This is a genomic window from Cyanobium sp. Candia 9D4 (genome assembly GCF_024346155.1).
Classification (GTDB): Bacteria; Cyanobacteriota; Cyanobacteriia; order PCC-6307; family Cyanobiaceae; genus Cyanobium; species Cyanobium minutissimum.
In genome coordinates this window covers 325,483-348,004 of the sequence record NZ_JAGQCK010000001.1, presented here as the reverse complement: position 1 = coordinate 348,004, position 22,522 = coordinate 325,483, and the positions used below count along the sequence as shown (strand labels likewise).

Sequence of the window (22,522 nt, the reverse complement as noted above, 5' to 3'; positions counted from 1 at the left end):
CAACCGTGATGGGCCTGCTCGTGGACGGGGTCTGGCAAGACCAGTGGTATGACACCGGCAGCAGCGCCGGGCGCTTCGAACGCTCGCGGGCGGCCTTCCGGAACTGGATCACCCCGGACGGATCGGCCGGTCCGAGCGGTGCGTCCGGCTTTGCCGCCGAGGCCGGCCGCTACCACCTCTACGTGTCGCTGGCCTGCCCCTGGGCGCATCGCACCCTGATCGTGCGCGCCCTCAAGGGGCTGGAAGAGCTGATCCCGCTCTCCGTCGTGCACTGGTTCATGGGCGAGCGGGGCTGGACCTTCCAGGCGGGGGAGGGGGTGGTGCCGGATCCCAATGAAGGCGCTGAAGCCCTGCACCAGTTGTACACGGTGGCCGATCCCCGCTATTCCGGGCGCGTCACCGTACCGGTGCTGTGGGACAGGCAACGGCGCACGATCGTGAACAATGAATCCTCCGAGATCATCCGGATGTTCAACGGCGCCTTCGATCATCTGGGCGCACGGGAGGGCGACCTCTATCCGGTGGAGTGGCGTGAGCAGATCGACCACCTCAATGAGCGGATCTACGGCACGGTGAACAACGGGGTGTACCGCTGTGGTTTCGCCACCACCCAGGAGGCCTACGAGGAGGCGCTGGGTCCGCTGTTCGGCACGCTCGACTGGCTGGATGGGCACCTGGCGACCAGGCGCTATCTGCTGGGATCGGCGATCACCGAGGCCGACTGGCGCCTGTTCACCACCCTGCTGCGTTTCGATCCGGTCTACGTGGGGCACTTCAAGTGCAACCTGAAGCGGCTGGTGGATTACCCCCACCTGTTCGCCTACACCCGCGATCTCTACCAGGTGCCGGGGGTCGCGGAAACCGTGAACATGGCGCACATCAAGCGCCATTACTACCAGAGCCACACCATGATCAATCCCACCGGCGTGGTGCCGGTGGGCCCGGAGATCGACTTTCTGCTTCCCCATGGCCGGGAGCTGGTGGGAGTGGCGACGGATCCTGCGGATCGGTCGCATGGAAGCGACTGATGGAAGCGACTGAAATCGCGGCAGTCGCTCTCCGGGCCATCGATCTCACAAACACAGCATCAGTCACGAATTTGGGAGGCCTCCTGGGCGCCTTGAAGTGCCCTTGAGACTGGCTTGAAAGCGATGGCCTCAGGTCAACGGGGATGGCAGAGTCTGATCAACGACTGATCAACGACTGAACAACGAAGTCAACAAGCTGTCGCAGCCATCACACAGGGCGAGCTGGTTGACGACCTCTCCGATGAATGCACCTCAAATCAACTCGGCCGAGGCATCTCCCTGCTGGCCATGGAGCCTGGGCTCAACATGGAGCCTGGGAAGGGAAAGGCACCGAGGGACCAATGACTGCTGGCGAAAATCTCGATTGTGCAGATGGAAGGCTCATCCGGAGAAGAGTCGATCCATGCCCAGAACAGCAATTCCCGCCTGGCATCCACCACCCAGACGCCGTTCAACCATGGCGTCGACCAAGCTGCAAAGGTGCTGAATCGCCTGGTCCAGAGTTCCAGCGAGGCCTGTCATGCGTGCGACCAACAGCAGGTCTTCCATCTCCATCTGAAGCTCGGCGGCAAGAAACTGACCCCGGCCTCCGCCATTAGGCCCATGGCGGGGAAGCCGGCTCCCTGGCGATCGAAGCGCTGCGCAAGCAGGAGGAAGGCAAGGGCAGCAATGGCGAGCCCTCCGTGGACGCCCCCGCTCAAATCTTCCACAAGAGCGGCACCGACCTGGCCAGGAGGCTGATCGCCCAGATCGACACCCTCAGACCGGCCTCAACACCGGTGGGTGCCTCTCTGGCCGGATCCGGCAACACAAAGCCGGGAATCACTCCCATCGACCTGAGCGCATGGACGAACGCGCGCTCCGCCCCCGCCGGCTCCATGGAACTTTGGCTGGCATCGAAAGGGACCCGCTGCAAAACGGCACTCGCCGTTCGGGGCGGGGTCAGAGTGAGGGGTGCCCAGCCATCCCGTTCCCCTGGACCACCCCCTGCTGCTGAGCGCCACGGGTCTGGAGCGACAGCTGGGGGAACGGCGGCTATGAAGCCAGCTGGATCTCGCTCTGGCCGGCGGTGATCGGCTGGGACTGGTGGCGCCCTCGGGGTCGGGCAAGACCCTTCTGCTGCGCACTCTGGCCCTGCTTGATCCCCAGCAGGCGGGGACGATCCGCCTGCTGGGACGGTCTCCGGCGGCATGGGGTCTGCCACGCTGGCGGGCCATGGTGCAGTATCTGGCCCAGGGGCCCGTCGCCACTGGCGGGACGGTTGAGGCGAATCTTCGCGGGCCCTGGCGGTTCCGGGAGCGACGCGGGCAGGGAGGCTGGAGCCCCGAGCGCATCACCGGCTGGCTGGCGGCCCTGGGGCGCGATCCCTCGTTCCTGGACTACGACGCCGAGCGGCTGTCCGGTGGCGAGCTGCAGCTGCTGGCCCTGCTGCGGGGCCTGCAGTTCGATCCCACCGTGCTGCTGCTGGATGAACCCACCGCCTCCCTCGACGGAGCCACCACCGCCGCCGTCGAGGCCCTGCTGATCGCCTGGCTCTCTGCAGGTCCGCGCGCTTGCGTGCTCATCAGCCATGACGGCGAGCAGATCGGGCGCTTTGCCACCTGCACCCTGGAGCTGCCGCGATGACCCCCTCGAGCGCCGGCGCCCTGTCGATCAGCGATGGCCGCCTGGTCCTCTCCGCCCTGCTGATCCTGGTGAATGTGGGGCTGTCGGCGGCGCTGCGCCTGGGCCTGAGCCGCAGCCTGCTGGTGGCGTCGGTGCGGATGGTGGTGCAGCTGCTGCTGGTGGGATTTGTGCTCGAGTGGCTGTTCCGCCAGGACCAGGCGCCTCTGATTGTGCTGGTGGGGGCGGCCATGGCGATGATCGCCGGGGTGTCCGCCGTGCAGCGCACCCGGCATCGCTTTGCCGGCATCTACCTCAACAGCCTGCTGTCGGTGATGGCCTCTTCGGCGCTGGTCACGGGGCTGGCGGTGACAGGGCTGATCCGGCCCCAGCCCTGGTACAACCCCCAGTATCTGATCCCCCTGCTGGGGATGGTGCTGGGCAACACGCTCAACGGCCTCTCCCTGGGTCTCGATCGCTTCATGGAAGGGCTGCGCAGCGGACGCGATCAGGTCGAAACGGATCTGGCTCTCGGGGCGACCCGTTGGGAGGCGTGCCAGTCGGTGGTGCGCGACGCCATCCGTGTGGCCATGATCCCGACGATCAATTCGATGATGGTGATGGGCCTGGTGAGCCTGCCCGGGATGATGACCGGACAGATCCTCCAGGGGGCGGCGCCGGCGGCGGCGGTTCGCTACCAGATCGTGATCCTGTTCATGGTCGCGTCGGCGACGGCGCTGGGGGTGTTCGGTGTCGTGGGCCTGGCCTACGCACGACTCACCAGTGCCGACCATCAGCTGCGACTCGATCGACTGGTGCGGGCGCGGGGGAAGTGATGATCTGAGGCATTAACCGTGGCACTCGCAGCCACAGCCGGCGTGGCAGGGCTCCTGGTTGGGATGGCCCTTGGCACAGGCGTCGCTGCAGAACAGCAGGGCACCGTTACGGAACGGGGTATCCAGCTGGACCGTGCAGTGGCAGTCAGGGCAGGCGCACTGCTGTGTGGCGGGTTTCTCCAGGGTGGCGGTCATGGGATCTCCGGGTGGCAAACCATTGGCCTCAGTCTGATGCCGGCAACGCCGGAGAGGAACACCGGCTCGTCATGACCACCGTGGCTGAAGGATCCATCAATGGCTGCAAGACCCCGGCGCCCTGCTCAATGGCCCCCTTCCGGCATCCCCTGCAGCAGCGCCTCAACGCTGGCCACCTTGTCTTCCAGCGTCTGGTCCCGATCGGTGCGGGTGTTGACCTTCACGGTGGTGTAGATGCGCGGACAACCCATCGCATGCACCGCCGTATGGCAGGCCTCGATCGCCCGGAACACCGGCGCCCACTCACCCTCGATCGCGGTGCCGTTGGGGTGCAGCTGGACCTTGAGGCCGGCCTCCAGCAGCACCCGCTCACAGGCCGCGATGTAGGGCGCCAGGTTGACGCCGACACCGATCGGGACAACGCAGAGATCGACGATCACCTTCATCGGAATGCCCCGGAGGCCCTGTGGATGGGGTCCATCCTCGGGTGACGTTGCCGGCCATCGGACGCCATGGGCTGGTGGCCAAGGTCAGGATTCTGGGGGTGGCCATGCCGCTTCACACCGTTGGGGTGGCTCTCCGGCAAGGGCGCACCAGCAGGCCATCCTTCGGGGAGGGGCTGGGAATGACCAGCAGCGTCAGGTCCTGATCCGGCTCCAGGGCAAGGCTCAGCTGCTTGAGCAGCCCCGCCGCCAGCAGACGGATGTCCAGCTCCGCCAGCGCCTTGCCCAGACAGACCCGCTCACCACCGCCATAGGGCAGCAGGGTCATGGGTTCGGCACCACCCAGATGCCGCCGGGGCCGGAAGGCGGCCAGATCCTCAGGGTCTGGGCCGTGGCGATGGCTGGCGGTGATGCTCACCTGCACCACGCGATCGGCCGGCACCAGCACACCGGCCAGGGCGATGGACTCCCGGGTGCGGCGAAAGAAGCCCCCCACCGGCGTGGTCAGCCGCATCACCTCCTTCACCACCGCATCCAGCCGGGGGGCCCGCACGGCGTCGTAGGCGCTCATGCCGTCCCCCTCGGCAGGGGGCCAGGACAGGCCGTCGAGTTCCTCCCGCAGCCAGGCCAGCTCGGCGGGATGCCGCAGCAGGGTGAGCAGCAGGCAGCTGAGGGCGGAGGCGGTGGTTTCGTAGCCGGCGAACAGCAGCAGGAGCAACTGCTCGGCCACATCGTCGTCCGCCAGGGGGAGGCCGGCTTCATCGAGGCCGCCGGCCAGCAGGTCGAGGCCGCCAGCCACGAGGGGGGCTCCGGAGGCCGAGGCGACCTGGGCCTTCTGAAGCACGGAGCCGAGGCGCCGCAACAGGCGCTGCCGAGCCTGGCGGGCGCGGGCGAAAGGACTGCCGGGAAGGGCGACCGGGAGGGAGAACAGGCCCTGGCACCAGAGTTCGAAGTCCCCGAACAGGGCGTCGCGATCGGCGCCATCCAGGCCGAGCACCGTGGTGGCGATCACGGTGAACGCAAATCGCCGCAACCGGGGCACCAGGGCCACGGGCGCTGGAGCATCCAGCAGCTCCTGGTTGAGACCCTCCACCAACGCCGCGATCGCCGGGCTGTAGCGCCTCAGGGCGGCGGAGGCGAACAGCTGGCCCACCACCCGACGGCGTGCCCTGTGATCGGCGCCGTTGCGGTTGGCCAGCGACAGCGGCCCCAGCAGTTGCCTCACACTGTCCGGCCACCAGCCCTCGACCGCGTCAGCCTGGGCGAACAGGTCGGCGATGGCCTGCCCACCACGGATGAACACGGTCCGCTGCCCCAGCAGGCTGGTTTCGTAGACATCGCCATAACGCTCAAAGCGGGAGCGGGCGAAATCCGGATCGCGAAAGAAGGCGAGGGTTTCGAGCACGCCGCTCACGGCTGCTGTGCTGGGGAGGGGTCGAAGGCTGGCGGGATCGGGGAGCAAGCCGCGTCATCTGGAGTGGTCCCCAGGCTGGCAGCCAGGTGATGGCGGTGCGAGACCTGGCGGCAAGCGCCACAGCCTGCCGCGGCGGCGATGGACAACGGGACCAACCGGGTGGCCCCGCCTACCAGAGACCGTCACTGGATGACAGGCGATCCTTACCAACGACGTGAATCAGGATGGGCTCAATGGATGCAGACAAGCTGCAGGCAAGAGGGCATCTCGAAGCAGCAGACACCCTTACACTTCAACCCTCAAGACGTAGCGATGGAACCGAGGATGGGCCATGCGCTCTAGGAGATGGATGCGCCTGATCAAGGAAACCATGGCGGAATGGAAGAAGGACAACGTGCCCCTCCACGCCGCAGCCTTGGCGTATTACACGATCTTTTCGTTGGCTCCACTCCTGCTGATCGCCATAGCGGTCGCAGGAGCCGTCTTCGGCGAAGAGGCCGCCCGGGGAGAGCTGATGCGTCAGATCCAGGGACTGATGGGCAAGGAGGGGGCAGAAGCGATTCAAGCGATGATGGAGAACGCCAGTCGGCCTGGATCGCAAGGCGTGCTGGCCTCAGTGGTCGGGTTCCTGCTGTTGCTGCTGGGGGCCTCGGGGGTGTTTGGTCAACTGCAAACAGCCTTGAACACGATCTGGGATGTGGAGACAAAGCCAGGGCACGGATGGCGTGACGCTCTGATCGCCCGGTTTCTTTCCTTTGCCATGGTTCTGGTCATTGGTTTTCTGCTGTTGGTGTCACTGCTGCTTTCCAGTCTTCTCGTAGCGGCTGGAGATGCGCTCAACCGGTTGATGCCAGGGCTCCCGATCCTGGGGCAGGCCCTGAACCTGGTGATCGCGTTGGTCGTCATCACGGTTCTGTTTGCATCGATTTACAAGTACTTACCTGATGTGCGGGTACCATGGCGGGATCTATGGGTGGGTGCGGCGGCCGCGTCCATACTGTTCAATCTCGGCAAGACTGTCATCGGGCTCTACATCGGCAACAGCAGCTTTGACTCCACCTACGGTGCAGCCGGCTCACTGGTGGTGCTGCTGATCTGGATCTTCTATTCGACGCAGATTCTATTGATTGGTGCGGAGTTCACCCAGGTCTATTCACGCAACCAGGGGAAGCTCAGGCAGGCATGACAACGGTCCTTGGCTGAGCGGCGGTTCCGCTGCCAAGGCGCCCATGCCATCTGACGCATCGGCAAGGGGGATCGTGATCCTTACCGCCAGCGCCAAGCCCGCGCCCCATTCACTGGTTGGAATCAATGGCCAGAACAACACCGGAAAAACATCATGGCCACAGATGACTCGTGCGCTCTTCAACGTCATGACTGGCAAAGGCCAGTGACAGCCGCAGGGAGGACGACACATTCGATGAGTCAGCGCTGCGTGACGATGCATGTTCGCTGCACATCATTCGGCGCAGCCTTCAACAGCACTTAGGGTTGAATTGTCCATCCCAGGAGAGCCGACATGAAGAGTTTCATAATGTCTATTGTTTCGTTGGCCCTACTGATGACGTCTCTGCTACTTCCAGCTCCGGTGATGGCCCTTTCGAATCCAATGGTCCAGTCTCAGACACTGCTCGGAGCCAAAGCAGACAAAGTCCCTGCCTCAACGCAAGAAACAGACAGCAAACTTCAATCCACCATCGGCGCTGTCACAGGGGACGGGGGCCAGACGGGGAAAAAAGGAAACACCCAAGACAGGGCCGAGGATGGCCAGAAGGTCGATCAGATGACCAATGAATTGGTCGAGGAAAGCGGCACATAGGCTCCCAGGCCTTCAAGGCCCCCCCAGGCAGGGCCCTGGCCAGTCTCGGGGGCCAGTCATGAGATGGCTGCATGGCCGTTCCTGCGGCGGCTGCAGCCTCGCGGATGGTCCCCTTGAGCCTGAGCGGAGGCTACTGAGAGGACGTGGCCAGTGCAGCGGTCCGGCGGGTACTGTTCGCGCCAGCCGAAGTCCGTGACCGGACCAGCCCCGATGCATTGCCTGACCTGCCACTCAGGATCGATGTGTCCTCACCCGTCCGTCAGAGGCTGGTTCCGCTGTTCGGCCAACTCGTTCCGGCAGGAGATTCCAGTTGCCCGACAGAAAACGGAGAATGAATCATCTGGAGGCAGGCTCTGTCAGACCCCGGTCCAACCGGGGGAGTTTGACATTCCCCGAACCGTCAATCGGGGCGACAGGATTCGAACCTGCGACCTAGTGCTCCCAAAGCACCCGCGCTACCAAGCTGCGCCACGCCCCGTTACCTCCACCTTAGTCCACGACCGAGCGCGTGGGCCTGCCGTGACGGAAAGCCCGACACGGCAAGGGCTCGACGTCCCCAGGGGGCGAGAAAGCCTCCGTGACCGCAGAAACTGCAAGCCTTCCAGCATGAAGGATTCCCCCCCATCCGGTCCCCACCCGACGTCGGCGCCAGTGCGGAAGCCCCATCCTGCTGAGCGACGCGACATCCATCCACGAGGGCTCAACTGTCCCTCTCGCCAGGGTCCAGCATGGAGACATCGACTTGTTCCGCAACGACTCTGGATCAACACCTCACGCCTGCGAACGGCAGTCAGACGTCAAGGGATTCAGGCGCCAAAAGGGCTTTATCGAAGTATTGATCGAGAATTGTTCCAGGGAGCAATGGCCCATCGGTGAACGCAAGGCCGACAAGGATTTGATGACTCAAAATGTTCATCCACTTCACACAAGCGGAGAGGTAGACACTCTGGAAAAGACCATAATCGCTGATATTGAGGAAAACGTGGTCATTGGTCTGAACGTCAAGAGATCCCCGTCGAACAATGCAAGCGCCGGCCCTGCTGATGTCGCCCAAGGTAACGAATCCTGTGCGCCCGGAGGGCAGATGGAGGCTCGCGGGAACCCCTGACGGCAGAGCCTGTCGGAGCGAGCTTCGACGCTCAAACAACAGCCTTTCTCCTCCAGCATGTGTGGATGACATCAAATCCAGGATCTCCCTCAGAATTTCAAGGTAAACACCGCTTGCTGCTGTGTCAACAACGGAGCGATGAGCCATCGATCTGATGCAGAAATGAGGCCTCAAGGCAAAGAAATGGTTAACGTTTCATGATGAGTCTCTCGGCCTTGCAGGGAGCAACGACATCAAGGTCGAAGACGGTGACGCCAGCTTCAACAACCAACGTGTTGACGTCGCCCGTCTCGCCCCGGGTCTGGAAGCTCCCCACCGCAGGGGCCGAGGAGAACCAGGAAGTCAAGCAACGCACCCCGGAATCATTGGCGAGGGCATCAATCTGCTAAGCCATCACGAACCCTGGTGGGATTGACACAGTGTTGGCCTTGTTGAGTTGAGCGGCCCTGCTGCAGTTTCGCTGAAGCCGTTCTGCTGATGGCAGGATGGCTTGATCACCCAAAGGGCTCAGGTGAGAGTGAATCCATCGCGGCGGTGAACTGGCCAGCGGAGGGAAGGGCCAGGCGTTGGGATGGGGCCAGGGGGACGTCGGGGGAAAGTCCTGCAGCCAGCGCCTGGCCTGTCGCGGTTGGTTCCATCCACAGGCCAGGGATGCAAGGTTCGACAGAACCAGGAATCACGGCAGATCGTCCTGGCGGTTGAACCGTCACTTCACGCACGTGCCACCAGCGGAAGGGCTCACGCTGCCCAGGTCCAGGTGAGAGACCTCACGGTGCTGCGGCGTTTCCGGAGAACAACCGGATCCCCTCTCAGCCCCAGCGCCGCCTGCGGCTCACCGCCACGCTGCCATCGAAGCCGGGAACCGGCACCTGGCACTTGCTGACCTCCACCGCCAGGGGGATCGGCCCGTAGCAGGCCTCCAGGGCGTCGAGGATCTGCTCGCTGTAGTGCTCCAGGGTGAGGCAGCGGATGGTGCGGGCCTGCGCCTGCAGAACGGCGATGCCGCGGCCGTAGTCGTAGCCCTGGCTGAGGTCGTCGCTGCGGGCCGTGGCGGCCAGATCCGCCCCCAGGGAGAAGGCGATCTCAAACCACTGGCCATGGAGCCGTTCCTGCTCATAGGCCCCCACATGGGCCCACACCCGCAGGCCCCGCACGTGGATCGCCTCGGTCACAGGGGCAGGGGGCGGTGGCTGAAGCTCCGCGTCCCGTCGGCGTAGTCGGCGGCGATGTGGCCCTCGCCCCGCAGCCGGTAGCGGTAGGTGACCAGCCCCTCGAGCCCCACCGGGCCCCGCGGCGGCAGGGTCTGGGTGCTGATGCCGACCTCGGCGCCGAAGCCGTAGCGGTTGCCGTCGGCGAAGCGGGTGGAGCAGTTGAGGAACACCCCGGCACTGTCCACAGCCCGCAGGAACCGCTCAGCCGCTACTGGATCGGTGCTGGCGATCGCATCGGTGTGGCGGGACCCGTGGCGGCGGATGTGTTCCAGGGCCGCCTCCAGGTCCTCCACCACCTTCACGTTGAGAATCAGATCCGAGTACTCCGTGTCCCAGGCGTCGGGGCCGGCGGCCTGAACCACCCCCAGGGCGCAGGCGGCGGCATCGCCGCGCAGCTCCACCCCCGCCGCCGCGAAGGCCGGCAGGGCCGCCCCCAGGAAGGCGGGGGCGATGGCCTGGTGCACCAGCAGGGTCTCGATGGCGTTGCAGGCCGCCGGGTACTGGGTCTTGCTGTCGAGGGCAATGCGCAGGGCCAGGGCCGGATCGGCGGCCTGATCCACGTAGAGGTGGCAGATGCCATCGGCGTGGCCCAGCACGGGGATGCGGGTGTTGTCCTGGATGAAACGCACCAGGGCGTTCGATCCCCTGGGGATGATCAGATCCACCAGGCCATCGAGCCGCAGCAGACCCAGGCTCTCCTCGCGGCTGGTGAGCAGCTCCAGGCAGCCGGGGTCGACGGCGCTGCCGGCCAGGCCCCGCTGCAGGGCCGCCGCGATCGCCTGGCAGCTGCGGCTGGCCTCCCGGCCCCCCTTGAGCAGGGCGCCGTTGCCCGAGCGGATCGCCAGCGAGGCGATCTGCATCACCGCATCGGGCCGGGCCTCGAAGATCACCCCCAGCACCCCCAGGGGCACGCTCAGCCGCTCCAGCACCAGCCCGTCATCGAGCTCGGTGTGCAGCTGGCGCCGGCCCACGGGATCGGCCAGGGCCGCCACCTGGCGCACCCCGGCGATCGCCCCCGCCAGCTTGGGGGCATCCAGCTTCAGACGCGCCACCAGGGCCGGCGCCAGCCCCTCGGCGGCCGCGGCGGCCAGGTCGGCCCGGTTGGCCTCCAGGATCCCGTCGCTGGCGGCCTCGAGGGCGTCGGCCATCGCCGCCACGGCGCCACGGCGTTCGGCGTCGCTGGCCTGGCCCAGGGCCATGGCGGCCCGGCGCACCGCCGCGGCCCGCTGCAGCAGCTGGGGGTCGGGCTCCGGCACGACGCTGGCGGGAGAGGTGAGGGTCTGGCTCATGGCCCCCATCATCCCAAGCGGTCCAGCGCCAGCCGCACCGCCCCCAGCCGGCCGGCACCGTTGCCCAGGGCGCAACGGCGGATCGCCAACCCCTCCCGGCTCACCGCCAGGACCCGCTCCTCCACCTCCCGCCAGACCGCCGGCAGGAAGTGGTGGCTGGCGGCGCTGAGGCCACCGCCGATCAGCACCAGCTCCGGGGTGAGCACATACAGCAGTGAGCTGAGCCCCACCCCGAGGGGACGTCCGTAGGCCTCCCACACCGCCAGGGCTTCGGTGTCGCCGGCGTCGGCGTGTCGACAGAGCTCGCGCGGATCGAGCGGGCTGAGGCGGGCCAGGCCGCCGAGGCTGCAGAACTGCTCCAGGGAGCCCCGGTTGCCGCTGCGACAGGGGGGCCCCTCAGGATCCACGCCGATCAGCCCAGGCTCAGCGGCCGCGCCGCCATGGCCGGTGAACAGCCGGCCCCCCAGCAGCACCGCCCCGCCCACGCCCGTGCCCAGGGTGAGCAGCAGCACGTCGCCCACACCGCGGGCGGCCCCCAGCCAGGCCTCACCGAGCAGGGCACCGTTGGCATCGTTGCCCAGGATCACCCGCCGCCCCAGCCGGGCTTCGAGCCAGGCGGCCAGGGGCACATCCCGCCACCCCGGCAGGTTGATGGAGATCCGCGCCACCCGACCCGCCGCGTCGCAGGGTCCCGGCAGGCCGATGCCGACCCGGTCGGCGAGGCGGTCGGGGTCGATCGCGTCGACCGCATCGGCCAGGGCCATGCAGACCGCCCCCGGCACCGCCGGCTGGGGCGTGGGTACCTCGGCCTCGGCGAGCACGGTGCCCTGCTGGTCGCAGCGGGCCAGCTTGATGGCCGTGCCCCCCAGATCGATGCCGATCAGCTGGGCCTCACCGGGAGGTCGTTCGCGGGACGACGCCATCGCCGCACCCTACCCAGCGGAGCACCCGCCGTCCCTCAGAAGCGCAGGAACACCTGCAGCAGCGATTGCCAGGCCCCCTCGGTGTCGACGGAGGTCTGCAGGTTGAAGGTGTCGGAGGCCTTGTAGGTAAGGGTCACCTGGGGAGGGACATCGGAGCGGTTCGGGGCCGCCAGCACCGACATGCTGAAGCGGTTGGTGATGTCCACCCCGATCTCGGCGCCGAGCACCAGCTGGGGCGGCACCCGCCGCCGGGTGGTGCCCTCCTGCTGGGTGTCGATCGCCTGGTTCACGTAGGTGGGATAGAGGGCCAGACTCACCCGCTGGCCGAAGGCATCGCTCAGGGACGACAGCAGCGGCGAGAGAAGGGTCTGGCCCACCACCGTGGCCAGGGCGGCCCCGGCCCCGCCGCCGCTCAGACCCGCCAGGGAGTTGCCGCCGATCAGGGCCACCAGCCGCTCCTGCGGCAGGGGCGGGCTGCTGCGCAGCTTGAGGTTCTCGGCGATGCGGTCGGCCGGACCGCTCACCGATACCACCACCAGGATCAGGTTCAGCTGGTTGAGGGCCGAGAGACCGGCCTGGTTGGGGGCGTTCTGCACCGAGGGGCCCACGTCCCCCACCCCGGACGGTGACAGCACGCTGAGGCTGTCGGAGATGCGGGTGCGCAGGGCGATGTCGAGGTAGGGCACCAGCCCCAGAGAGGGGGTGAAGACCGCCACGTTGGGGGCGTCGGGGTCGAGGCTGAAGCTGGTGGTGAACAGGTTCAGCCGTCCCCCCAGCAGCCGCACCACCCCGGAGGCCCGCAGGGAGGGATCCAGGCGGCCGGCGATCCGCAGCTGACCGGCGGTGGTGAAGTTGGCGATGTTGGGGATCACCACCCGCAGATCGGGCCCCAGCCGCAGGATCATGTCCTCGAAGGCCAGGTAGGGGAAACGGGGCACCGAGGAGCGCAGGGCTTCGGCGGTGGTGGACTCCACATCGGGGCCCAGCAGCACCAGGGGCTGCTGGAAGTTCCACTTCGACTCCAGCAGCTCGGGCATGGTGCGCGGCTGGACCGGCTGATCGGACACGGGCTCGCTGGCCGCCAGCTGGCCCGGCTGGACGTTGATGGTGCCGCGGCTGATCGCCACGTTGCCTCCGAGCACCGGGGCCAGCAGGCTGCCGCTCAGATGCAGCTGGCCATCCCCCACCGCCGCCAGCCTTGGCACCTTGAACGGCACCTGTTCCAGCTTCATCACCAGGGTCCGGTCCTGGGCGAGGGGCCGGAACAGCCCCAGGCGGCCCTCGCCGCCCACCAGCCCCTGGGGCCCCACCCGGGCGCGGAACTCCTGCACCACCAGCTGCTCGAAGTCGAACAGGATCGTGGCGTCCACCTCCCGCACCTCCTGGCCGATGAAGCGGCAGCGGAGCTCCCGCAGCCGCAGGAAGCCGTTGGCGATCGGGTCGTCGAGGCTGCCGCGCACCAGCAGCTGCAGGTCGGCGCCGCCCTCCTGCCACTCGAAGGCCTGCCCCCCCAGGCGGGTGAGGAAGCGGAGGCCATCGCCCCGGGTGGCGAGGCGCAGCTCCAGCCCCTGCTGGGAGGCCACCAGCGGGATCGTGCCCGCCAGGTCGACGCTGCGGGAGGCCCCCTCGGCCCGCAGGGCCAGATCCAGGACAATCCCTTCGTCCCTCAGCTCCACCCGCCCCCGCTCCAGCTCCAGTGCCTGCTCCCCGAGGCGCCCTTCCACCAGCGCCAGGTCGAGGGCCAGCTCGGGACGGGGGCCGCCCAGCCGGTAGCGCCCCTTGGCGGCCAGGCTGCCGCGCAGGTTGTCCGGCAGTGGCGTGAGCAGGGCCAGCAGGGAGAGGGGCAGGTCGGCGAGGCTGAAGCGACCGCTGCCGCCGCTGAGCGGCCCCTCCAGCCGCACCTCGAAGGGCTTGCCGGCGAGGGCCTGGGCCCGGTCGCCCTGGTTGAACCAGAGGTGGCCGGTGGCCCGCAGGTCGGCCCGGGTGCGGGCGAAGTCCGGGCCGCTGAGCACCAGATCGGCATCGATCCGGGCCTGCAGCCGTTCCAGCTTCTCGGCCCGGCTGGCCCGGCTGGCCTCCTGCTCCCGGGCGGCGACCCGCTCCTCGGCCTCGGCCAGGGCGCGCAGCTGGTCGGCGACCGTGCCGGCCATGGTGTCGACCACCAGGGTGCCCAGGTCACTGGCCCGCCCGCGGGCCGGGGCCGGCGCGCCGCGCCAGATCGGCCAGGCGTCGGTGAACTGGCGAAACAGGAGCGTGGAGAGCTGACGCGCTTCGAAGCGGGCCCGGAACGGGCCCCGCCAGCGGCCGGACACCGTGGCGGCGATCGTGCCCTGGCCCAGGGGCTCGATCACGCCCTTGACCTGGTAGCGGCGTTCGTCGTACTGCACGTCGGCCTGGATCCGCCGTCCTCCGACCCCCAGGAACTCAGGCGAGAGCAGCTCCACGCGGCCATCGAAACCGAGCGGCTGCAGCCCCAGCCGTCCGCTGCCGCTGAGGTCCCCCTGCAGCGGACGCAGGCGGCGCTGCGGGCCGGTGGCCACCGCCAGGCCGCGCAGGGGGAAGGCGCGTGCCAGCCAGCGGTAGTTCGCCGGCCGGCCCTCCAGGGTGAACACACCGCCGTTCCGTTCGATGGCGGCCCGCACCGGCTGCCAGCGGCGGTCGAGCAAGGCGGTGAGGCGGCCGTCCGGCGTCGGGGCCACGGTGGTGAGGTCAAGGGACCGGTCGCGCAGGCGGCCGCGCCAGGTCTCCCGCAGCAGCAGGGGGCCGGCACCGGGCTGCTGCAGGCGCAGCTGCAGGTCGGGACGCAGCTCCGCCAGAGGGCCGGCGATGGTCCCCTCCGCATCCAGCTGGCCCTGGAGGGTGGTGCCCAGCAGCGGGTCCAGGCGGGACAGGGGGTAGTTGCGCACCTCCACCCGGGCCTGCAGCGGACCGGCCACCAGGCCCTTGCCCGCCTGGAAGGCCAGCGGCAGGCGGGCCGTGGCCGCGAGACGATCGGCGCCGAAGCGCTCCAGCCGCAGCACCCGGTCGCTCCACACCAGTGCCGCCTGCCAGGGCCCCAGGAGGCGCTGGGAGGCCTGGCCCGTCTCCACCCGCAGACGCGGCGTCGCCAGCCGGCCGTCCGCCCGCAGGCGACCGGCCAGGGGCTGGCGCGCCCACACCGGCAGGCGGGAGGCGGCGGCGAAGTCGTCGGGATCGAGGCGCCAGCGGGCCTCCAGGGCCAGGGAGCGGCCGATGCTGCCGCTGGCCCGCACGCTGGAGCCCCCCAACCGGCCATCGAGCCGGGTGAGGCGCAGCAGGCCCTCCCCCCAGCTCCCCTGCACATCGGCCTTGATGGGCTGGCGTCCGAGCGGATGGCGGGGCGGCGGCTGGGCTTCGAGCTGGACCGCCAGGCGGCGGTCCGCATCGGCCCTGGCCGTCAGGCGGCCGCCCCAGGGGCCGAACCGCCAGACGCTGGCGGGCAGGATCAGGGCCCGGTCAAGGCAGGAGAGGGGCAGCCGCTCCGCCGTCAGCGGCGTGGCGCCGGTTCCCAGGCGCCAGCGCACGTCCCGCAGCTCCAGACCCCCCTCGCAGCGGGCCAGACCCCGCCGGATCCGCAGCCCCACCAGGCCGTCGGCCTCCCCGGCGAGGCTGCCCCCGACCCGATCCCCCGCCGGCAGCAGCGGCCGCAGCAGGGCCAGCGGCAGGCGGCGGGCGGTCAGCCGGCCCTGCCAGTGCTGCTTCTGCCACTGGCCCTCCCCATCCAGCCGCAGCGAGCCGCCCCGCTCGCCGGCGGGGGGCGTCAGGCGCAGGCCCAGGTCGATCTCGCGGCGGTGCAGGCGCAGGGCCACCTGGCCCGAGAGCCTCAGGTCGAGGGGCAGGGACGTCGCTCCGGCGCCCCGCACCCGCAGGTCGGCGGGCTGAAGCAGACCCAGACGCAGGTCGATGCGCGGTGGCTCCCGCCCCGGGGGAACCGAGCCGAGCACCCAGAACTGGCCGCTGGCGTTGCGGCGCAGCTCCGCCCGGGCCCGCTCGAAGCCCAGGTCGAGCGCGAACCCACGCAGGGCCAGGCTGGCCAGCGGGTCGAGGCGCACCCGCACTCCCTCGACCGACACCGTGGAGGCGTCCCTGGAGCCGGGGAGGAACCGGCTGGGGCCGATCCAGAGCCCGTCGGGCTTCAGACCCCGGTAGGGGCCCAGCTGCAGGGGGCGGCCCATCGCCCTGCCCACCTGGCGCTCCAGGGTGGGCCGGAAACGGCCGTACAGACCGGCGACGATGCGATCGAACCAGAAGACCCCGACCCCCAGCCCCGCCCCCAGGAAACCGACGACGAGAAGCCCCTTCCACACACGTCGGCGGGCGGGCCAGGGCCGACTGTCAGGCTTCCATCGCATCCACCGGGGTCGGTTGCCGTCCATGGGCGGCCGCAATATAGGGGGCTTGTCACGCCTTCCCCAGCCCCATGGCCGCTGATCCGATCCTGTTCGTGGCCGGTACCTGGCTGGGTGCCGCCAGCGGGGTGCTGGCGGTGCTCACCATCGCCGGCTTCCTCGCCCGCTGGGGCATCCGCTTCCGCCTCGTGGGGATCACCAGCTTCACGGTGCTGCTGTCGCTCTCCTGCCTCGCCTTCGCCATCAGCTACAACCCCCGGGTGAGCGTGCCAGGGGCGGTCCAGGTGCCGGTCGTGTTCGACAACGGCACCGATCTGGTCATCGCCGCCGCCCCGGCGAGCCTCGAGGGTGAGGCGGTGGCGCCCACCCTGGAGCAGGTGGCCCGCAACCTGCGCGGGGGCGGGCGCGGCAGCGGCGGCACGGTGCGGGTGCGGCTGCGCCGGGTCGAGGCCGTCGAGCCGGGGCTGGCCCGGCCCGTGGTGCTGGCGGAAACCACCCGGAATCTGGCGGCTGTCCGCCCCGGCGACGCCTCCTGAACCCCTGTGGTCCACCCGTTCCGGCCGGCGCCCCACCTGAAGCGCGAAGCGCAGCGACTGCGCCGGGCGGGCATTGACAGCTGGGAGGAGCTGGCCGGTCTGGATGATGCCCGCCTGCGCCACCTGGCCGCCTCCGGGGAGGCCAGCGAGGCCCGCCTGATTCTTCTGCGCGGCCAGGCCCGGCTGGTGAGCGCCGTGGGCCTCGCCCCCGAGGAGGCGGCCCTTCTGCTGCATGGGGGCATCGCCAGCCCGGCCGGTCTCGCCGCCGCCGATCCGCCGCAGCTGCAGCAGCAGCTGGGCCGGCTGCAGCGCCGTCTCACCGGCTCGGCCGTCCCCCCGGTCGACCTGCCGCTGGTCCTGTCCTGGGTCCGCCGGGCCCGGCAGGCCTCCGGTCGCTCCCCGAACTGACCCTCCGCTCCTGCGCCGCCCCGGCACGGGTGACTGGAATAGGGAAAACGGACGGAGGCAGCGATGCCCCGAACAGCCCGCCTTTCTCCCCCCAGAGCCACGAACCACCCCCATCGCGACGACCGCCGCCACACCCTGATCACCCGCTCGAGCACCCGTCTTCGCCGCTGCTTCACCGCCCTTCTCGGGGTCGCCTGTCTGGGCGCGGTTGCCGTTCCCGGCGTGCGGGCCCAGTCCGCCCTGCTGGAATCGGTGAAGCAGAACCCCGCCCTAGCCCAGAGTCTCTGCCAGCAGTTCCGCCAGCTGAACGCCCAGGGCGTCTCGGCCACATCGAAGGCATCGATCGCCAGCCTGGCCAGCAGCCGCGGCCTCAGTCCCATGGATGCGGAGGTGCTGGCCACCTACGTCATCGGCCTGCACTGCTCCACGGTGTTCTGAAGCCCGTGGTCCGGACCCGGGACGCCACCCTGCAGCTGGCGGATGGGGTCCGGCTGATGAGCCGGCTCTGGCATCCCGACGGGGAGGGTCCCTGGCCGGTGCTGGTGATGCGCCAGCCCTACGGGCGGGCGATCGCCTCCACCGTGACCTACGCCCACCCCAGCTGGTACGCCAGCCATGGCTTTCTGGTGGTGGTGCAGGACGTGCGGGGCCGCGGTGGATCGGAGGGTGACTTCGGCGGCTTCGCCCAGGAGGCGGCCGACGGGGCCGCCACGATCCGCTGGGCCCGGAGCCTCGAGGGCAGCAACGGCCGGGTGGGCACCTACGGCTTCTCCTACCAGGGCCTGACCCAGCTGCTCAACGCCGGCGGCGAGGCCGGCGACGACGACGCCCTGCCGGACTGCCTCGCCCCGGCCATGTGCGGCCTCGATGAACGACTCCACTGGGCCAGTGAGGGGGGAGCCCACTGGTGGGCCCTGGGCCTGGGCTGGGCCCTGCAGCTGGCGGCGGAGGGCTGCCGGCGCCGGGGCGACGGGGCCGGCTGGCGCGAGATCCGCCGCAGCCTCCAGCACGGGGACTTCACCGAGGAGGGACTGGCCCTGCTGGAACGCCACGATCCCCGTGGCATGGGCCTGGGCTGGCTGCGGCGCGACCCCGCCGGTCCCGAGGGCTGGACGGTCCACCCGGTGGCACCGGCCCTGCTGCGGCGGCCCCTGCTGCTGGTCGGCGGCTGGCACGATCCCCATCTGAGGGGCGTTCTCGACCTCTGGCAGCGGGCCCGCGGCGCCGGGGGCGACCCCGAGCTGGTCATCGGCGCCTGGAGCCATCTCGACTGGGGCGGGGGGCTTGACCGCGAGCTGCTGGCCTTCTTTCGCCGCCATCTGCAGGATCCACCGCCCCGCCGGGGCCCGGCGGATCCCACCGCTCAGCGGGGCGCGGCGGCGGCCCCGATCCGCCTGCAGTGCGCCGCCACGGCCACCTGGCACAGCCTGGACCCGGCGGCAGCCGCCAGCCCCGCAGCGGCGGCGGCCACCGGCTGGTCGCTGCATTCCGGCGGCCTGGCGGCGATCCGCTGCGATGAGGGGGAACTCCGGCCCCTGGCCGCTCCGGGGGCAAGGCCGGGGTCGGATCCGGCGGCTGACGGCACGGCCGCGCACGGCGCGGCCGCAGGCGGCACCGTCGTGATCGTCCACGACCCCTGGCGGCCGGTGCCGGGCCGGGGCGGCCACCTGGGCCCCGATCCCGGACCGGTGGAGCGCGCCGATCTCGACCGGCGCGGCGACGTGGCCTGCTTCACCTCCGCCCCGCTCGAGGAGGACCTCTGGCTGCTGGGCAGCTTCCGCCTGCGGCTGCGGGTGAGCGCTGACCAGCCCAGCTTCGATCTCTTTGCCGCCCTTTCCGAGGTGTCTGCGGACGGCGGGTCCGTGCGCCAGCTGAGCACCGGCCTGGCCCGCTTCGGGCCCATGGCGGCGGCCGTCGACGGGCCCCGCACCGTGGCCCTGCAGCCCCTGGCCACGCTGGTGGCCGCCGGCAGGCGGCTGCGGCTGTCCCTGGCGGCGGCGGCCTGGCCCCAGATCGCCGTCAACCCCGGCGACGGCAGCCTGCCGGCGGGTGGGAGCGGCAGCGGGCATCGGGTGATCAGCCTGACGCTGGAGCTGGCGGGCGCCCACCTGAGCCTGGAGCCCCTGATTCGGGCAAACTGAGCCGATCCGACGTCCGCCGCCCATGCCGCGCCCCCAACCGCGCCGAGCCCTGATCGGCCTGCTGCTGCTGCTGGGCAGCCAGGCCATGCTGGCACCGCGCGGGGCCTGGGCCCAGGCCACCCCGGCGCCGGCCGCCACCGGCCAGCCCAGTGCCGCCCTCAGCGAAGCCCAGGCCCGGGCGGCGGCCGAGCGGATCCTGACCACGATCCGCAACGGGGACGCCCAGGCCCGCTTCAACCAGTTCTCCCCGGCCCTGCAGAGCGTCAGCAGCCCCAGCATGGTGGCCGAAACCATGAAGACCCAGCCGAAGCTGCTGCGCTGGGCCATCCGCAGCATCCAGCCCGGCTTCGACTCGAGCACGGTGGAGGCCACCCTGTTCACCAGCGCCGGCGAACGCGACCTGCTGATGGTGATCGACGACCAGGGCCGGATCGATGGCTATCACTTCAACGTCACCGACCAGCCGGCCGAGAAGGTGGTGCGGGACTTCATCACCGCCCTCGCCAGCGGCCACTTCATCTCCGCCAGCAGCTTCCTGTCGCCGCTGATGCAGGAGCAGATCCCCCAGGGTCAGCTGCAGCAGAAATGGCTCAACCTGCAGCGCATCACCGGCAACTTCGTCCGGGTGAAACGCATCAACCGGGCCGAGAGTACGCCGGAGATGCGTCTGGTGATCGTCAACACCGAGTTCAACCGCCTCACCGACAACCTCTTCGTCACCCTGGATTCGGACAACCGGATCATCGGCGTGGATTTCCCCACCGATCCGGCCCCTCCCTCCCCGCCACGCTGAGTCGGCCCTCCCACCGACGTAAGCTCCCGGCGCATGCACGCCCCCTCTTCCATGGCCCTGCCCAGCCTCGAATGGATGGTTGAGGATGCCCGCCGGCTGGCGGAATGCCGCCATGACCATCCCTTCTCCGTGCTTGGGCCCCAGCCCCTCGAGGACGGCGGCTGGGCGGTGCGGGTCTGGATGCCGGACGCCTCCACGGTGGATCTGCTTCAGGGCAGCGAGCGGCTGGCCATGGCCAACCCGCACCACCCCTGGATCTTCGAGGCCCGCGTCGACGCCGACCCCGGCTGCGGCTACCGCGTCCATGTGAGCCGCGGCGGCATCGAGCACGAGCAGCACGACCCATGGGCGTTCCGCCACGAGTGGATGGGGGAACTGGACCGCCACCTGTTCGCCGAAGGGAATCACCACCACATCTGGCGGCGCATGGGCGCCCACGTCATCGAGCGCGACGGCGTCGCCGGGGTGCAGTTCTGCCTGTGGGCCCCCAATGCCCGCAGCGTCGCCCTGCTGGGTGATTTCAACGGCTGGGACGGCCGCCATCACCCCATGCAGCAGCGTCTCGGGGGGATCTGGGAACTGTTCATCCCCGGCCTGGGCGCCGGCCAGATCTACAAGTACGAAGTGCGGGCCCAGAACGGCCACTGCTATCAGAAGGCCGACCCCTACGGCTTCCGCCACGAGATCCGGCCCAACACCGGTTCGGTGGTGGCCGAACTGGGTCGCTACCCGTGGAACGACAGCGCCTGGATCGAGGAGCGCGACGGCCGCGATCCCCTGCCCCAGCCGATCGCGGTGTACGAGATGCACCTGGGCAGCTGGATGCATGCCGCCGCCGACCAGCCCTACATCGAAGCCGACGGCCGCCCCCGCCCCCCGGTGCCCGCCGCCGATCTGAAGCCCGGCGCCCGGCTGATGACCTACCCGGAACTGGCCGACAAGGTCATTCCCTACGTCAAGGCCCGCGGCTTCACCCACATCGAGCTGATGCCGGTCTCCGAGCATCCCTTCGACGGATCCTGGGGGTACCAGGTCACGGGCTGGTACGCCCCCACCAGCCGCTTCGGCAGCCCGGACGAGTTCCGGGCCTTCGTCGACCGCTGCCACGCCGCAGGCATCGGCGTGATCCTCGACTGGGTGCCCGGCCACTTCCCCAAGGACGGCCACGGCCTGGCCTTCTTCGATGGCGCCCACCTCTACGAGCACGCCGATCCCCGCATCGGTGAGCACAAGGAGTGGGGCACGCTGATCTTCAACTACAGCCGCAACGAGGTGCGCAACTTCCTCGTCGCCAACCTCATCTACTGGTTCGAGGAGTTCCACATCGACGGTATCCGCGTCGATGCCGTCGCCTCGATGCTCTACCGCGACTACCTGCGTCCGGATGGGGAATGGCTGCCCAACGAGCACGGCGGGCGGGAGAACCTGGAGGCGGTGCGCTTCCTGCAGCAGGCCAACCACGTGCTGTTCCAGCACTTCCCCGGCGCCCTCTCGATCGCCGAGGAATCCACCACCTGGCCGATGGTGACCCAGCCCACCGACATGGGCGGCCTGGGGTTCAACCTGAAGTGGAACATGGGCTGGATGCACGACATGCTCGATTACTTCGAGCTGGATCCCTGGTTCCGCCAGTTCCACCAGAACCATGTCACCTTCTCGATCTGGTACGCCTTCACCGAGAACTTCATGCTGGCCCTCAGCCACGATGAGGTGGTGCACGGCAAGAGCAACCTGCTCCACAAGATGCCGGGCGACGACTGGCAGAAGTTCGCCAATGTGCGCGCCCTGCTGGCCTACATGTGGACCCACCCGGGCAAGAAGACGATCTTCATGGGGATGGAGTTCGGCCAGCGGGCCGAATGGAACGTCTGGGGCGATCTGCAGTGGGAGCTGCTCCAGTACGAGGCCCACAAGGGCCTGCTCAACCTGGTGGACGACCTCAACGTCTTCTACAGGTCGGAGCCGGCCCTCTGGGGCGACGACTTCGATCAGTACGGCTTCCAGTGGATCGACTGCAACGACAACCGCCATTCGGTGATCAGCTTCATGCGCCGCGACAGCGGCAGCGGCCGCTGGGTGGTGGTGGTGGCCAACTTCACCCCCCAGAGCCACTCCCACTACCGGGTGGGCGTCCCCCTGGAAGGCTTCTACGCCGAGGTCTTCAACACCGACAGCAGCCGCTACGGCGGCAGCAACCTCGGCAACCTGGGCGGCCGCTTCACCGATGCCTGGGCCATCCACGACTACGAGAACTCCCTGGAGCTCTGCCTGCCGCCCCTGAGCGTGGTGGTGTTCCGGCTGGACGAGTCCCGCAGCCTGCAGCGGCCGGCCATCGGCGAGGGCTGACCGCCCCTCGGGGCCGCCCATGCCACGACTGGTGACAGGAGCGGCCGGATGCCGGGGGTGCTC

The 22,522-nt window shown here is 69.3% G+C and carries 19 protein-coding genes and 1 tRNA gene; 11 read left to right on the top strand and 9 right to left on the bottom strand.

All coding sequences use genetic code 11. The annotated features are described in order from the left end of the window. Positions 1-8: 8 nt before the first annotated feature. From KBZ08_RS01755 to KBZ08_RS01745, 3 genes are all read left to right on the top strand, one after another. Positions 9-1,028 carry a glutathione S-transferase family protein gene (locus tag KBZ08_RS01755; protein WP_106221227.1) on the top strand — a complete coding sequence of 340 codons (1,020 nt, stop codon included), beginning with the start codon at positions 9-11 and terminating at the stop codon, positions 1,026-1,028. A 1,047-nt stretch (positions 1,029-2,075) separates the two neighbouring features. Then, positions 2,076-2,654, top strand: coding sequence for an ATP-binding cassette domain-containing protein (locus KBZ08_RS01750; protein WP_315861242.1), 579 nt, complete (start codon positions 2,076-2,078; stop codon positions 2,652-2,654). Continuing rightward, positions 2,651-3,466 (top strand): ABC transporter permease, encoded by an 816-nt coding sequence (locus KBZ08_RS01745; protein WP_254970876.1) that lies wholly within the window; start codon positions 2,651-2,653, stop codon positions 3,464-3,466. Before KBZ08_RS01750 ends, KBZ08_RS01745 begins: the two co-directional genes overlap by 4 nt. A 12-nt stretch (positions 3,467-3,478) precedes the next feature. Here KBZ08_RS01745 and KBZ08_RS01740 read toward each other — a convergent pair whose 3' ends face one another. The 3 genes from KBZ08_RS01740 to KBZ08_RS01730 all read right to left on the bottom strand — a co-directional run bounded on the left by KBZ08_RS01740 (position 3,479) and on the right by KBZ08_RS01730 (position 5,518). Next, the gene (locus KBZ08_RS01740; RefSeq protein ID WP_106221230.1) at positions 3,479-3,661 is read right to left on the bottom strand and encodes a metallothionein; all 183 of its coding nucleotides are present in this window, start codon (positions 3,659-3,661) and stop codon (positions 3,479-3,481) included. Positions 3,662-3,786: 125 nt separating this feature from the next. Beyond that, positions 3,787-4,107: an MTH1187 family thiamine-binding protein gene (locus tag KBZ08_RS01735; RefSeq protein WP_254970874.1), complete on the bottom strand. Its 321-nt coding sequence runs from the start codon at positions 4,105-4,107 to the stop codon at positions 3,787-3,789. Between the two features lie 112 nt (positions 4,108-4,219). Further along, positions 4,220-5,518: a cytochrome P450 gene (locus KBZ08_RS01730; RefSeq protein ID WP_254970872.1), complete on the bottom strand. Its 1,299-nt coding sequence runs from the start codon at positions 5,516-5,518 to the stop codon at positions 4,220-4,222. Between the two features lie 349 nt (positions 5,519-5,867). On the opposite strand from KBZ08_RS01730, the gene KBZ08_RS01725 reads away from it, so the two are divergent. Together KBZ08_RS01725 and KBZ08_RS01720 are read left to right on the top strand one after the other, a co-directional pair. Next, positions 5,868-6,704 (top strand): YihY/virulence factor BrkB family protein, encoded by an 837-nt coding sequence (locus KBZ08_RS01725; RefSeq protein WP_254970865.1) that lies wholly within the window; start codon positions 5,868-5,870, stop codon positions 6,702-6,704. A 405-nt stretch (positions 6,705-7,109) separates the two neighbouring features. Further along, the gene (locus KBZ08_RS01720) at positions 7,110-7,337 is read left to right on the top strand and encodes a hypothetical protein (protein ID WP_254970864.1); all 228 of its coding nucleotides are present in this window, start codon (positions 7,110-7,112) and stop codon (positions 7,335-7,337) included. A 404-nt stretch (positions 7,338-7,741) separates the two neighbouring features. Here the strand turns inward: KBZ08_RS01720 and KBZ08_RS01715 are convergent. The 6 genes from KBZ08_RS01715 to KBZ08_RS01690 form a co-directional block, all read right to left on the bottom strand. Next, positions 7,742-7,815, bottom strand: a tRNA-Pro gene (locus KBZ08_RS01715). A gap of 312 nt (positions 7,816-8,127) precedes the next feature. After that, the gene (locus KBZ08_RS16575; RefSeq protein WP_396122363.1) at positions 8,128-8,517 is read right to left on the bottom strand and encodes a PilZ domain-containing protein; all 390 of its coding nucleotides are present in this window, start codon (positions 8,515-8,517) and stop codon (positions 8,128-8,130) included. Between the two features lie 737 nt (positions 8,518-9,254). Further along, positions 9,255-9,617 (bottom strand): dihydroneopterin aldolase, encoded by a 363-nt coding sequence (locus tag KBZ08_RS01705; RefSeq protein WP_254970861.1) that lies wholly within the window; start codon positions 9,615-9,617, stop codon positions 9,255-9,257. After that, positions 9,614-10,945 carry a glutamate-5-semialdehyde dehydrogenase gene (locus tag KBZ08_RS01700; RefSeq protein WP_254970859.1) on the bottom strand — a complete coding sequence of 444 codons (1,332 nt, stop codon included), beginning with the start codon at positions 10,943-10,945 and terminating at the stop codon, positions 9,614-9,616. The genes KBZ08_RS01705 and KBZ08_RS01700 overlap by 4 nt, the downstream gene beginning before the upstream one ends. 8 nt (positions 10,946-10,953) lie before the next feature. After that, a complete protein-coding gene (locus KBZ08_RS01695) occupies positions 10,954-11,868 on the bottom strand; it encodes an ROK family protein (RefSeq protein WP_254970857.1) in 915 nt (304 codons plus the stop codon). Positions 11,869-11,903: 35 nt separating this feature from the next. Continuing rightward, positions 11,904-16,238, bottom strand: a complete 4,335-nt coding sequence (locus tag KBZ08_RS01690; RefSeq protein WP_254970855.1) for a translocation/assembly module TamB domain-containing protein — start codon at positions 16,236-16,238, stop codon at positions 11,904-11,906. A 68-nt stretch (positions 16,239-16,306) separates the two neighbouring features. Between KBZ08_RS01690 and KBZ08_RS01685 the strand changes: the two genes are divergently transcribed. The 6 genes from KBZ08_RS01685 (at position 16,307) to glgB (ending at position 22,459) form a co-directional block, all read left to right on the top strand. Continuing rightward, entirely contained in the window at positions 16,307-16,771 is a 465-nt protein-coding gene (locus KBZ08_RS01685; protein ID WP_106221248.1) for a DUF2518 family protein, read from the top strand. A gap of 6 nt (positions 16,772-16,777) precedes the next feature. Next, entirely contained in the window at positions 16,778-17,179 is a 402-nt protein-coding gene (locus KBZ08_RS01680) for a DUF4332 domain-containing protein (RefSeq protein WP_254970848.1), read from the top strand. Positions 17,180-17,242: 63 nt separating this feature from the next. Further along, positions 17,243-17,617: a hypothetical protein gene (locus KBZ08_RS16455; protein ID WP_315861234.1), complete on the top strand. Its 375-nt coding sequence runs from the start codon at positions 17,243-17,245 to the stop codon at positions 17,615-17,617. 56 nt (positions 17,618-17,673) lie between these two features. Then, on the top strand, positions 17,674-19,320 hold the full coding sequence (locus tag KBZ08_RS01670; protein WP_396122362.1) for a CocE/NonD family hydrolase: 1,647 nt from the start codon (positions 17,674-17,676) through the stop codon (positions 19,318-19,320). A 22-nt stretch (positions 19,321-19,342) separates the two neighbouring features. Beyond that, entirely contained in the window at positions 19,343-20,113 is a 771-nt protein-coding gene (locus KBZ08_RS01665) for a DUF3887 domain-containing protein (protein ID WP_254970844.1), read from the top strand. 51 nt (positions 20,114-20,164) lie between these two features. Beyond that, entirely contained in the window at positions 20,165-22,459 is a 2,295-nt protein-coding gene (glgB, locus tag KBZ08_RS01660) for a 1,4-alpha-glucan branching protein GlgB (RefSeq protein WP_254970843.1), read from the top strand. Positions 22,460-22,522 lie beyond the last annotated feature (63 nt).